9 protein-coding genes are annotated in these 13263 nt (G+C 70.6%); 4 read left to right on the plus strand and 5 right to left on the minus strand.

Features of this window, described 5'->3' with window-relative positions; all coding sequences use genetic code 11:
* Positions 1–109: 109 nt before the first annotated feature.
* Positions 110–2902: a lectin gene (locus ABZ642_RS05795; RefSeq protein WP_360477695.1), complete on the minus strand. Its 2793-nt coding sequence runs from the start codon at positions 2900–2902 to the stop codon at positions 110–112.
* Positions 2903–3269: 367 nt separating this feature from the next.
* Between ABZ642_RS05795 and ABZ642_RS05800 the strand changes: the two genes are divergently transcribed.
* Positions 3270–4739 carry an FGGY family carbohydrate kinase gene (locus ABZ642_RS05800; protein ID WP_360477698.1) on the plus strand — a complete coding sequence of 490 codons (1470 nt, stop codon included), beginning with the start codon at positions 3270–3272 and terminating at the stop codon, positions 4737–4739.
* Positions 4740–4979: 240 nt separating this feature from the next.
* Here the strand turns inward: ABZ642_RS05800 and ABZ642_RS05805 are convergent, their stop codons facing one another.
* The gene (locus tag ABZ642_RS05805; RefSeq protein WP_360477701.1) at positions 4980–6266 is read right to left on the minus strand and encodes a DUF3103 family protein; all 1287 of its coding nucleotides are present in this window, start codon (positions 6264–6266) and stop codon (positions 4980–4982) included.
* A 154-nt stretch (positions 6267–6420) separates the two neighbouring features.
* Complete coding sequence (locus tag ABZ642_RS05810) at positions 6421–7149, minus strand: GntR family transcriptional regulator (RefSeq protein WP_360477705.1); 729 nt, start codon at positions 7147–7149, stop codon at positions 6421–6423.
* Between the two features lie 417 nt (positions 7150–7566).
* Here ABZ642_RS05810 and ABZ642_RS05815 point away from each other — a divergent pair, with 417 nt between their 5' ends.
* From ABZ642_RS05815 to ABZ642_RS05825, 3 genes are read left to right on the plus strand one after another with little or no spacing between them, the layout of a single operon-like run.
* A complete protein-coding gene (locus ABZ642_RS05815) occupies positions 7567–9360 on the plus strand; it encodes an FAD-dependent monooxygenase (RefSeq protein WP_360477708.1) in 1794 nt (597 codons plus the stop codon).
* Between the two features lie 3 nt (positions 9361–9363).
* The gene (locus ABZ642_RS05820; RefSeq protein ID WP_360477711.1) at positions 9364–10410 is read left to right on the plus strand and encodes a maleylacetate reductase; all 1047 of its coding nucleotides are present in this window, start codon (positions 9364–9366) and stop codon (positions 10408–10410) included.
* Positions 10407–11315: an intradiol ring-cleavage dioxygenase gene (locus ABZ642_RS05825; protein ID WP_360477714.1), complete on the plus strand. Its 909-nt coding sequence runs from the start codon at positions 10407–10409 to the stop codon at positions 11313–11315. The genes ABZ642_RS05820 and ABZ642_RS05825 overlap by 4 nt, the downstream gene beginning before the upstream one ends.
* 77 nt (positions 11316–11392) lie before the next feature.
* Here the strand turns inward: ABZ642_RS05825 and ABZ642_RS05830 are convergent, their stop codons facing one another.
* Together ABZ642_RS05830 and ABZ642_RS05835 are read right to left on the minus strand one after the other, a co-directional pair.
* Positions 11393–12337 carry an AraC family transcriptional regulator gene (locus ABZ642_RS05830; RefSeq protein ID WP_360477718.1) on the minus strand — a complete coding sequence of 315 codons (945 nt, stop codon included), beginning with the start codon at positions 12335–12337 and terminating at the stop codon, positions 11393–11395.
* Complete coding sequence (locus ABZ642_RS05835) at positions 12334–13251, minus strand: LysR substrate-binding domain-containing protein (protein ID WP_360477721.1); 918 nt, start codon at positions 13249–13251, stop codon at positions 12334–12336. The genes ABZ642_RS05830 and ABZ642_RS05835 overlap by 4 nt, the downstream gene beginning before the upstream one ends.
* Positions 13252–13263 lie beyond the last annotated feature (12 nt).

Below are 13263 nucleotides of genomic sequence, written 5' to 3' on the forward strand. Positions count from 1 at the left end.
CGGTTCTTGCCGAACGCGTTCCCGTGGGTCCCGGCCGATCGCCCTGGACCCACGGGAACGCGTCACACCGAGGCATACGAGCGGGGCTGTCAGCTCCCCCGCCGACGGCTCAGCTCGGCAGTTTCCAGTTCTGGGCAGCGGTGCCGTTGCAGGTGTACAGCTGGAGCTGGGTGCCGTTCGTCGTCGAGGAATTGGGGTCGTCCAGGCACAGCTTCGACTCGGGGTTGACCAGCGACCCGCTGGTGCCGGCGGTCCACTGCTGGGCGCCGCTGCCGTTGCAGGTCCACAGCTGGATCAGCGTGCCGTTGGTGGTCCCGCTGTGATCGGCGTCCAGACACTTGCCGAGGGCCCGGATCGTGCCGTCGCCGGCGACGATCCAGTCCTGGGCGTACGTGCTGTTGCAGCCCCAGATCTGCACGTGGGTGCCGTCGGAGGTGCCCGAGGACGCGTCGTCCACGCACAGGCCGGAGGCCACCGCCGAGGTGAGCGGACCGATCCGCGGCGAAGCCGGCGCCGCGGTGTCCCCCGCGTACGAGGGCGGAGCCGCGGTGGCCGCCGTCGCCCAGGACGTGTTGGCGCCGGTCCCGAGCGTGAAGTCCAGCGTGCCACCGGCCGTGATCGCCGTGGTGGGGGCGTAGGCGTTGTTCCACGCCGTCCCGTTCCACGCCGCGGACTGGACGTAGGGGGCGTTGTCGGCGGCGCCGTTGCCGTTGACCGTCAGCGTCCTGCCCGAGGGAAGGGTGACCACGGCCTGGGTGAACAGCGGTGAGCCGAGGGCGAGGTCGGAGGTTCCGGGCGTCTCGGGGAACATGCCGAGCGCCGACCACACGTACCAGGCACTCATCGCGCCGAGATCGTCGTTGCCGTCGGCCAGGCCGCCCGGGGTGTTCGACCAGATCTGGTCCTGGATCGCCCGAACCGTGCCCTGCGTCTTGTAGGGCTGCCCCGTGTAGTCGTACTCCCACGGCAGCTCGATGCTCGGCTCGTTGCCGACCCAGGCGTAGCCGTCGGCTCCGGTGTAGCTGCGCAGCACGGTGTCCAGGTAGTGGTTCATCGCCGTGTTGCCGCCCTTGGCGCGCGCCAGCCCGTCGACGTTGAAGGGAACCATCCCGGTGTAGATCCAGGAGTCGGCCTCGACCATGTCGGTGCCGCTGGTGGGGTCGAAGCCTCCGGTCCACGAGCCGCCCGCGTTTCGGGGTTCCACGAAGCCGGAGGCGGGGTTGAGCACGTTACGCCAGTCCTGCGCGCGGTTGGCGTAGGTCTTCTGGTTGGCCGTGTCGCCGAGCGCCCCGGCCATCGCGGAGATCGCGAAGTCCGCGGTGTTGTACTCCAGGGTGGTGGCCACCGGGCCGTAGAAGTTGCAGCAGCCGTAGCTGCCGTCGTGCGGCATGTATCCCGGCGAGTTCAGGTAGGCGAGACCGGGCCGGTCGTTGTTGGTCGTGCTGGCCTGCTTGACCATGTCGGCCAGGGCGGTCGTGGTGTCGAAGTTCCGGGCGCCGAAGGCGTAGTAGTCGGCGAGGATGGCGTCCGCCGGGTCACCGACCATGACGTACGACTCGCCGTTGTTCTCCGACCATTTGGGGAAGATCCCGGTCTGCGTGTAGTCGTCGACCATCGACTGCGCGGTGTCCGAGGCGACCTGGGGAGCGACCAGGGCTTCGAGCTGGGCCTGCGAGCGGTAGATGTCCCAGCCGGAGTAGTTCGCGTACACCGCGCTGTGGCCGGCGTCCACGGTGTGCGTCTTCCCGTCGAAGCCGTAGTACTGGCCGTTGGCGTCACTGATCACGTTCGGGTGCAGCAGCGAGTGGTAGAGCGCGGTGTAGAAGCTCTGCTGCTGCGCGGCGGTTCCGCCGGCGATCTGCATCTTGCCGAGCGTGCTGTTCCACGCGTTCTGTGCCGCGGTGCGGGTCGCGTCGAAATCCCAACCGGTGTTCTCCGCGGTCCGGTTGGCGACCGCGTTGGCGACCGACACGTAGGAGATGCCGACCTTGGCCTGCACTACCGGGTTGGACGTGGTGTTGAAGGTGACGTAGCCGTTCGAGGCGGCGGCCGCGGGGGCGGCGTCCTTGGCGGACCGCGGGGAGTCCGTGGACCTCGGCTCCGAAGCGCCCGGGTTCTTTCCGTGCAGCACAGGCCTGTCGGGCTTCTCGGCGGCGTTCTTCGACGCCTTGGCCGGCGCGGTGGAAGTGGCGGTCGTGGCCTTGGCGAGCGAGCTGCCCTGCGCGGCGAACGGCTGGTCGAAGACCATGTCGAAGTACACGTTGTAGGTGTTTCCCGCGCCGCAGAAGTGGCCGCTGGTCACCTGTCCGCTCACCTCGGTGCTCGACACCTTGGTGAACTGCGTCGAGGTGGCACCGTTCTGACTGCCCGTCAACTTGAAGATCAGGTTGGCCTGGCCGGTCGAGGGGAAGGTGAAGCGCGCCATGCCGCTGCGCGTCGTGGTGGTCAGCTCCGTGGTCACCTGGTTGTTGAGCGCGACCTTGTACGATCCGGCGGACGCCGACTCGTTGGCGTGCGAGAACGCGTCCGTCGCACCGGTGTTCACGGCCCCCACCGTGGGCAGCACCGGTATGTCACCGGCCGCGCCACAGCCGGGGCCGGCGATGTGGGTCAGGCTGAAACCGGTGATCGACGAGTCGTTGTACTCGTAGCCCCCGCCGTCGGGGCGCGACGGCGTGTCGGGGCTCCACTGGACCATGCCGAACGGGACGTCGGCCCCCGGGAAGTCGTCGGCCTGGTTCGACGTTCCGATGAACGGATTGACGAGAGTCGCCGGCGAGGTGACGAGCGCGGCCTTCCCGGCCGCCCACGCAGGCGTGCACAGCCCGGCCGCGGCGAGCGCGGCGGCGGCGAGGAGACCGATCGCCGCGGTTCCGGGGGGTCTCGACAGTCGTGTGATCACGGGGTTTGCTCCTCTACTCGGGAGTGGAGGTCCGACAACGTTGTCTCGCGCCGAGAACGCGACCCCGGGTGATGGATGGCGCACTGAGATGTCTTGATCGCCGGAGGCTGACAACGTTGTCCAACCGTGGAGATGAGGTGCCTGAGATGCGAACGCTTCGATGGGACCCTGGGCTGTGGGCGCCCAGGAAGCACAGCGGGAACTCTTCGCGAAGCTAGCCACAAGGCAGGGTCATGTCAACGACTGCCGCAAGGTCACCGGGTACGGATGTGACGACGGCTCCGGCGGCGGTCCGGCTGAACCACGGCCGCCCGCAGGACCGCGTGACAATCTACGGTGGCGCACCCGGCGCCGAGGGAGGCAGTACATGATCGACGTCGTCTTCGGAGTTGACGTTGGCACCTCCAGCACCAAGGGCGTGGTCGTCGACACCGCCGGCCGCATCCTGGGCGAGGCCGTGCGCACGCACGTGGTCGACCGTCCCCGGCCGGGGCACGTCGAGATGGACGCACAGGTGTGGTGGGACGAGTTCGTCTCGCTCGCGGCCGAGTTGCTCGATCGCGACGACGTCGTCGTCCGAGCCGTCGGAGTCAGCGGCATGGGTCCGTGCACCCTCCTGGTCGACGCCGCGGCGGAGCCGGTGCGTCCGGCGGTTCTGTACGGGGTGGACACCCGCGCCGAGGAACAGATCACCCGGCTGAACCGGGAGTTGGGGTCGGACACCCTCTTTCGCAGGTGCGGTTCGGCGCTGTCGTCCCAGGCCGTCGGGCCGAAACTCGCCTGGATCCGCGAGCGGGAGCCCGAGGTGTGGACACGCGCCCGCCGCCTCCTCATGCCCGCCTCGTGGCTCGCCCACCGACTGACCGGCGCCTACGTACTGGACCTGCATTCCGCCAGCCAGTGCACCCCGCTGTTCGACATCCACGAGCAGCGCTGGATCCCCGAATGGGCCGAGCACATCGCACCCGGCATCGAACTCCCCCCACTGCGCTGGCCGGGCGAGGAGGCCGGCCGGGTGAGCACGCCCGTCGCGGGCGTCCCGGCCGGGACGCCGGTCATCGTGGGGACGATCGACGCGTGGAGCGAGGCGGTCAGCGTCGGCGGCCACGGCGTCGGCGACCTGATGCTGATGTACGGCACCACGATGTTCCTGGTGAACACCGTCGACCGGCTCGTGACCAGCCCGTCGATGTGGTCCACGGTCGGCGCCCTGCCCGGCACCCGTTGCCTGGCCGGCGGTATGGCCACCTCCGGAGCCGTCACCGACTGGCTCGGGCACCTCTTCGGCGACGTCGACCTCGGCGTGCTGTTCGCCGAGGCGGCCGCCTCGCCCCCGGGGGCGAACGGCCTGGTGATGCTGCCGTACTTCGCCGGGGAACGCACACCCGTCATGGACCCCGACGCCCGGGGCGTGATCGCGGGCCTGACGCTGGGTCACACCCGGGGCGACCTGATGCGGGCGGCGCTGGAGGCCACCGCCTACGGTGTCCGGCACAACGTCGAGACGATGCTCGCGGCCGGCGCCGACATCCGGCGGATCGTCGCGGTCGGCGGCGGCACCCGGGGCGGACTGTGGCCTCGGATCGTCAGCGATGTCACCGGTCTCGAACAGATCGTCCCCCGCACGACCATCGGTGCCGCCTACGGTGCCGCCTTCCTCGCCGCCGGGCTGATCGGCCGACCGGACATCACGGCCTGGAATCCGGCGGAATCGGTGGTCCGGCCCGATCCCGCCACCGCGAGTGTCCACGACCGCCGGTTCAACCAGTACCGGGTCCTGTACGAGAGCACCACCGCGGTCGCCCACGCCCTGGCCCACGACCAGAACACCGCGTGAAGGAAGCACTCCGTGACGTCGCCCCACGCCCCGCCCGCCCCGTTCCGCGTCCGGTCCTGAAGCCGGACGGCGTCCAGGCGCCCCTCTTGGTCGGTGCCGGACACGGCCTCGCCGTGGTGTCGGGGGCGTGCGGCCTCCGGCACGACGGCCGCTCCGTGGTGCGGAGCGGCGCGTTCATCGACGGCGCGGACCGGCTCGTTCATCGGCGGGTGGCGGCCGGTCCGCGCTTGCGTGCGAGGTCTAGAACTCCTCGACGAAGTAGGGCTCGACGGTCATCCAGCCGTTGCCCGAGGCGCCGTTCAGCCGGCCCGAGGAATTCTGGGCCAGGGTGTACCAGGACTCCACGTAGTCGGGGTCGTCGGTGAACCAGTCGTCGGGGATCGCGCTCAGGACCGCGTTCACCAACGGGATGTAGGTGCCCTGGTCGGTCACGGTGAGCAGCGCCGTGGTGATCGCCTGCGCCAGCGCACGGTAGTTGGTGCCGTCGTCGTCCTCCATCATGACGACGTCGGCCAGGTTGTACTTGTAGTTCGACCAGTTGACCAGGATCTGGTTCGGGTAGTACACGGTGCCGTCGTAGTCCAGGTAGGGCATGTCCACCGAGTCGACGCGCGCCGTGCCGTCCTGACCGAAGCCGGTCACCAGGGAGAACATCTCGGCGGAGCCTTTGAACCAGGGCTCCTGGTCGTCGTTCACCTCGACGGCCGTGACCTTGGTCGCCCACCAGCCCGCCGCGGCGGCGTGGGCGCTGTTCGCGGCCTTGGACGGGAGGGAGGTCAGCCCCTTGTCGACGAAGGCCTTCTGCAGCATCTTCAGGCCGGCCCGGTGAGCCTTGCTGACGTCGATGTCCAGGACGTACAGCGGGCGGTCGGGGACGCGCGCGGTGTCGACGGCGTGGGCGTGGCCCTGACTGTCGTACGCCGTGATGCTCTTGGCGTCGTCGTCGGCCGCGGCGACGGCGATCCAGGGAGTGGCATCGGCGTTCAGGTGCGAGCGCATGGACGGCGCGCCCAGCCGAACGCGCAGCAGCGACCCGGTCGACGCGGGCAGCCCCTTCAGGCTCGCGATGCGACGGTCCGCCGCGGAGACGGAAGCGAACAGGTTCTTGCCCTCCGTGGCGGCGGTCCTGCCCGCCAGCGCCTGGAGATCCACGTCCTCGGTGCCGAGCGCGGCCGCGCGGACCTGCTCGCGCCACTGCGGGTCGCGCAGCGAGGCGGACAGCGCCCGCGCGATCTCCTGTTCGGTCGACCGCACCGGAGACTGCCGGAACGGTGTGGCCCGGTCCCCCGTGTCCCGCGCCGGCGCGGCGAGCGCGGGCTGAACGGTGCCGCCGATGACCGCGGACAGCATCACGCCGACGAGGACGCTGCGTCTCTTGCTTGATCTGCTCACCATGCTCCTTGTGTTGTTGGTCGCCGCCGCGCCCACGGTGAGCGGGCGGCCGTCCTGGGGGTGATGGGCCCGGATCGCCTCGGGCTCCTGAGGGGTCGCAGCCGCGCGCCAGGTCCCGCCCCGTCGGGCGTTCACCAGGGCACGTCGATATGACCCGTACATGACAGTCAAGAAAACGTAGGGCGAATGGACATCCGCACATGATCAGGGCCACGCCCGGGCCGCCTCGCCGCGCACACCTCGCCGCCACGGGAGCCGACGGGCCCGCAGTCGTGGCCGGGAGGCGCGGCTACCGGGGGCTGTCGGCGGTCGGCCGCCCGCGGGGACTGCCCAGCGAACCGAGCATGATCTTCTCGGTGTCCGCCAGATACGTCTCCGCGGCGCGCCGCGCCCCTTCGCCGTCCCGGTCGACCACGGCTCTCACCACCGGCGCGAGCCGGTCCGTCGCCCGCGCCGCGTCCTCGAACGGCGCCCGCAGCGAGGCCCGTACCGGAAGGTAGGCGTTGAACAGCGTGTTCGTAAGGAGCAGATAGACCCGGTTCCCCGTGGCCCGCGCCAGTTCGCGATGCACTTCCGCGTCGGCGAGCTGGACGGCGTCGGCGTCCGGGCCGTCCGCGACCTGCCGCAGCAGGTGTTCCAGCCGCCGGGCCTGTCGTTCCGTGCGCCGGTCGGCCGCGCGGCCGGCGATCAGGGTGCCGATCTGCCGCCGTACCTCGAAGATCTCCCGCAGCCATGTGGGGTCCTGTGCGGCCAGCATCGGAAGCAGGTCCGCGCCGCCGACCCGCAGGTAGTCCAGGATGCGCGTGCCGATGCCGTGCCGGGTGCTCAGCAGTCCCGCCTGCTCCAACCGGGTCAGTGCGTGTTTCAACGTCGTACGGGTGACCCCGTACCCGGCGGCCAGCTCCCTCTCGGGGGGCAGCAGGGAGCCGGGTTCGTGCGTGCCGCTCAGGATGTCGTCACGCAGCCGTGCTTCCAGCAGGTCGACCACGGTTCGGCGCGGAATGCTTTCGACGGCCACGGAGGATCTCCCAGGCTTCGGTCAGTGGTTCAGCGGCTCACTGGTCTAGTGGCCCACCGGTTCAGCGACTTCTTGGTCCAGTGGCTCAGCCACTGCCTCAGTGAAGCAGCCCCCCGACCGCCACGTCAATTACCTGATGGCACAGAGGAGTTGTGCAGGGGTACGCGCGTAGAGGACCGGGGCGCGGACGAGCGGTGCGCGGCATTGTCCGCAAGGACACCGGAGGGATTCCCGCCCTACCGCCCGATGCTCAGCGACGGCCGCGCGTCCAGACCTCGCGGTGTGACCGGATCTTTCGTGGATCCGCCATGTCTTGGTGGATCCGCCGACCTCGCCGCCGTGCTGTTCCACGCCGTCCGCGTCCGTCTCACACTGGCGCTGCCGGCAACGCCGCCGGATCGATGAAAGGTCAGCACGATGCCCATGTTCAACGACGGGATGTCCGAGACCGAGCTGCCGGCCGACTCGGCCGTCACGACCGACGTCGTGGTCGTCGGTTCCGGTCCCGCGGGCGCCTCCGCGGCGCTGCTGCTGGCGACGCTGGGCGTCGGCACCATCATGATCACGAAGTACCGGTGGACGGCGAACACCCCCCGCGCGCACATCACCAACCAGCGCTCGATGGAGGTCTTCCGCGATCTGGGCATCGAAGGGCAGGTGCTGGCCGACGCCACGGACCACTCCCTCGTCGGCGACACGGTGTTCTGCACCAGCATCACCGGTGAGGAGATCGGCCGTATCCACACCTGGGGAACCCGGCCGGACCGGGAGGCGGACTACCGGCTGGCGTCCCCCTGCCTCACCGTGGACATCCCGCAGACGTACCTCGAGCCGATCCTGGTCCGCAACGCGGCGCAGCGCGGCGCGCAGACGCGGTTCTCCAGCGAGTACCTGTCCCACACCCAGGACGCCGACGGAGTCACCGTGCGGGTGCTGGACCGGCTCACCGGGCACGAGTACAGCATCCGTGCGAAGTACCTGATCGGCGCGGACGGTGCCCGCTCCAAGGTCGCCGCGGACATCGGTCTGCCCTTCGAGGGCGCGATGGACATCGCGGGCTCGATGAACATCACGTTCAAGGCCGACATCAGCCGCTACGTGGCCCACCGGCCGTCGGTCCTGTACTGGGTCGTCCAGCCCGGCTCGAACGTCGGCGGCATCGGCGCCGGGCTCGTGCGCATGGTGCGTCCGTGGAACGAGTGGCTGATCGTGTGGGGCTACGACATCGCCGGGGAGCCCCCGGTCGTCGACGAGGCCGCTGCCGTGCAGATCGTCCGCAACCTCCTCGGAGCACCCGACCTGGAAGTGGAGATCACCGGCACCAGCCTGTGGGGCAACAACGAGATGTACGCGACCCGGCTCCAGCAGGGCCGCGTGTTCTGTGCCGGCGACGCCGTGCACCGGCACCCGCCGAGCAACGGGCTGGGCTCCAACACCTCCGTCCAGGACGCCTACAACCTCGCCTGGAAGATCGCGGCCGTGGTCAAGGGACATGCGGGAGCGGGCCTGCTGGAGACGTACACGGCGGAGCGGGCTCCCGTCGCCGAGCGCATCGTCAAGCGCGCCAACAAGTCCAGCCGCGAGTTCGTCGACATCTTCGAGGCACTGGGCGTTCTGGGCGCGCCGGACGAGGCAGCGATGTCGGCCGCCATCGAGGAACGCAAGGCCAACACCCCTGCCGGGGCCGCCAAGCGGGCCGCGCTGGTGCGCGCGATGGAGCTGAAGAACTACGAGTTCAACGCGCACGGTGTGGAGCTGGGCCAGCACTACGCCTCGACGGCCGTCGTCCCCGACGGCAGCGAACTGCCCGCGCCCGCACGCGACGCCGATCTGTACTACGAGATGTCGACCGTCCCCGGCGCGCACCTTCCGCACGCCTGGGTCGGGGACAGCGCACACCGTCACGCGCTGATGGACCTGGCGCCGTACGACCGTTGGACGCTGCTGACCGGCATCGCGGGCGAGGCGTGGGAGCAGGCGGCCGAGAAGGTCGGCGAGGAGTTGGGCGTCCCGCTCAAGACCGTCGTCATCGGCCCGGGCCGCGAAGTGACCGACCTCTACTACGACTGGGCCAAGCTGCGCGAGATCGACGAGAGCGGTGTGCTGCTGGTACGGCCCGACAAGCACATCGCGTGGCGGGCCATGGAGCTGCCCGAGAACCCCGAGGACCAGCTGCGTGCTGCTCTGCTCTCCGTCCTGGGAAGGGACTAGACCGTGCGGTTCGTCCACGACACACTGCCCCAGCGGGTGCGGTTCGCCTCCGGCGCTGCCGAGGAGGGCCTGGCCGCGGAGGTCGCCGCGCTCGGCGCCCGGCGGGTGATGGTCGTCGCGGGAGCGGCCGAGCGGGAGTTCGCCGATCGCGTCACCGCCGGCCTGCCCGTGGTCCACCGGCACCACGACGTCGTCATGCACGTCCCCGTAGAGGTCGCCGAACGGGCTCGCGCGGCGGCCGCCGAACAGGACGTCGACGCCCTGGTCAGTGTCGGCGGCGGCTCCACCACGGGGCTGGCCAAGGCGGTCGCGCTGACCACCGGGCTGCCGATCGTCGCCGTCCCGACCACGTACGCCGGCTCGGAGGCCACCGCCGTATGGGGGCTGACCGAGGACTCCGTGAAGACCACCGGTACGGACGCGAAGGTCCTGCCGCGTGCCATCGTCTACGACGCCTCGCTCACGCTCTCCCTTCCGGTCGGGCTGAGTGTCGCTTCCGGACTCAACGCGCTGGCCCACTGTGTGGACTCCATGTGGGCACCGCGGACCGATCCGATCGACCAGGCGCTCGCCGCCGAAGGCGTGCGGGCGCTGCGGACGGGGCTGCCGCTGGTCGTGAAGGACCCGCAGGCGCTGGACGGGCGCGAACAGACCTTGTACGGCGCCTACTTGGCCGCCGTGGCGTTCGCCTCCGCCGGGTCCGGACTGCACCACAAGATCTGCCATGTGCTGGGCGGCATGTTCAACCTTCCGCACGCCCAGACCCACGCGGTGGTCCTCCCCCACGTCCTCGCCTTCAACGTGCCCTTCGCCCCGGACGCGGAGCGACGCCTGGCCGCGGCCTTCGGTTCCCCGACCGCTGTCGAGGGGCTCGTCGGCCTCCGTGACCGGCTCGGCGCGCCGCGCTCGCTGCGCGACCTCGGTATGCCCCGGGACGGTGTGGCGGCCGTGGCCGAGGCCGTCGTGGCCGCCGCGCCCGCGGGCAATCCGCGGCCCGTCACCCTCGACGCGATCACCGATCTCGTCCGGAACGCCTGGGAGGCCCGATGAACGACACCCGTACCCCCCGCAAGCCCGTCCCGGCCGAGCAGCAGGAGCGTGAGGAGCAGATCACCCGCCAGGTGCTGGCGTCCTTCGACGACTGCGCCGACCCTCGGCTGCGCGAGATCATGCGGTCGCTGGTCCACCATCTGCACGCGTTCGTGCGAGAGGTCCGGCTCACCGAGGGCGAGTGGACCAAGGGGATCGAGTTCCTCACCCGCACCGGTCACATCACCGACGAGCGCCGCCAGGAGTTCATCCTGCTGTCGGACGTGCTCGGAGCCTCCATGCAGACGGTCGCCGTGAACAACGAGGCGTACGGCGACGCCACCGAGGCCACCGTCTTCGGCCCGTTCTTCGTCGACAACAGCCCCGAGATCGCCCAGGGCGGCGATCTCGCCTTCGGGGCCGCCGGGGAACCCTGCTGGGTGGAGGGCACCGTCACCGACTCCACCGGAAAACCCGTGGCCGGGGCGCGGATCGAGGTGTGGGAGGCCGACGAGGACGGCTTCTACGACACGCAGTACGGGGACGACCGGATGGCGGCGCGGGCGCATTTGTTCAGCGACTCCGACGGGCGCTACCGGTTCTGGGGGCTCACGCCGACGCCGTATCCGATTCCGCACGACGGACCGGTGGGAGGGTTGCTGGCGGCGACCGGCCGTTCGCCGATGCGCGCCTCCCACCTGCATTTCATGGTGAGCGCTCCCGAGCTGCGCACGCTGGTCACGCACATCTTCGTCCGCGGTGACGAACTGCTGGAGCGGGACTCCGTGTTCGGGGTGAAGGAGTCGCTGGTCAAGGACTTCGTGGCACAGCCGGCGGGTACGCCCACGCCGGACGGGCGGGATCTCGGCGAGCGGTCCTGGTCCCGGGTCACCTTCGACGTCGTGCTGGCACCCGACGGCACCTGAACCGCCCTCCGCTACGACCGGGCGCGCGCCTCGCTACGCCCCGGGCACGCCCCGCTACGCCCCGGTCTCACGCCCCGCTACGACCGGGTGCGCGCCTCGCGCAGGACGTCGGTGGCGCGCAGGCCGTAGCGTTCCTTGAACCGGTGGGAGAAGTGGGCGGCCGACACGAACCCGCAGCGCGCGGCCGCCTCGGCCACGGTGGCCGCTCCCCCGGTGCTCAGCAGCGTGCGGGCTCGTTCGAGGCGGCGGTGCAGCAGATACCGCGGCACGCTCGTGTGGCCCGCGGCGAACACCCGGGACAGATGGCGCTCGCTGATCCCGATGCCGCGGGCGACGCGGGCCGCGGAGAGCCCCGCGTCGGCCAGGTGGTCGTCGATGTAGGTCTTCGCGACGGTCAGGTGGACGGTGGACAGGGAGGGGGCGCGGCCGCTCGCGGCGGATACGAGCAGGTCCAGCACGGCGTCCTCGTCCACGTTCGCGGCGACGGAGGACTCCGGTGGCAGGGCCCGGGCGACGAGGGTGGCGAGCGTCCGGGTGTGGACGGCGCCGGCGTCGATGACCAGCGGCTGGGACAGGGAGGGCGGCCCGCCGAGGTCACGCCACACCTGGTGGGGGATCTTGACCGCGAGCTCCTCCAGGCCGTGCGAGAAGCCCCGGATGAAGGGCTGGTCGGCGTCGCAGACCAGCAGCTGTCCCGGACGCAGCAGCCGTACGCCGTCGTCGTAGTAGAAGAAGGCGTCGCCAGCCAGGGTCAGATAGCAGGCCACCGCGTCGGAGGGCACGCGGCGGATCTCGGCGTCGGGTCGTTCCACGACATGGGGGCTGCCGAGGACCCGGGCGAGGTGTGCCCTGGGCAGCTGGAGGTTGATCTCCGTCGCGTCGAGGGCGGTGTCGTGCAGGGAACGGCAGCGCAGCCCGATCAGGGCCTCGGCGTTGTGCTCTTCCCACAGGGCGATGCGTTCCGCCTCGGGAAGACCGGTCGTACTGAAGCGCACCGGCGCACCTGTTGTGCCGCTCGTCATCCCTCCAGCGTAGAGGGCGGGGCCTGCCGGTGTTCGGGACCGTCCACACATTCTTTGATCACCGAGGCGACCTGTTCGGTGGCGGGGGTGGTGCGCCGGGCATGGCTCGCGAGGACCAGATCGACGGATTCCGTCTGGGTGAGGGGCACGTAGGCGACGCTGGCGAGGCGGAGGCTCTGTACCGGTGAGGGCACCAGGGCGACGCCGTGTCCGGCGGCCACGAAGACGACCAGTGTGGCCGTCTCCCCGACTTCCATCAGTGAGGTGGGCTGGAACCCGGCGCGCCGGCATGCGGCCAGGACCCGGCCGTACATGGAGGAGCGCGAGGAGTGGACGACGAAGGGCTCGTCGGCCAGGGCCTTGAGCGAGATGCGTGGCCGGGCCGCGAGGGGATGGTGCGAGGGGAGGACGGCCACCAGGGACTCGGAGCGCAGGGGTGTGGTGCGGATGTCCTCGTGGTCGGCGGGGCCGCGCAGGACGGCCAGGTCGTAGGTGCCGGCGAGCAGTCCGTCGACCAGGTCGGGGGTGAGGAGTTCGCCGCGCAGGTCCATGGTGATCCTGGGCAGCCGGGCCCGTACGGTGCGGGCGACCTGCGGCAGCAGGTCGTAGGTGGCGGTGCCGATGAAGCCGGTCGAGACCCGTCCGGCGTGGCCGCCGGCCAGCTCTGTCATGTGCCGGCGGGCGCGCTCCTCCTCCGCGACCAGGGTGCGGGCGTGCTCCAGGAGGTGATGTCCGGCCTCGGTCAGGGCGACGTGCCGGGTGGAGCGGGTGAACAGGGTGGTCCTGAGCTCCTTCTCCAGCTGTTTGATCTGCTGGGAGAGGGCCGGTTGAGCCACGTGCAGGCGCGTGGCCGCCCGCCCGAAGTGGCACTCCTCGGCCAGCGCCAGGAAATACCGGATCTGCCGCAGTTCCATACCCCGAGTCTA

It is taken from the genome of Streptomyces sp. NPDC007157 (assembly GCF_040634235.1).
Taxonomy (GTDB): domain Bacteria; phylum Actinomycetota; class Actinomycetes; order Streptomycetales; family Streptomycetaceae; genus Streptomyces.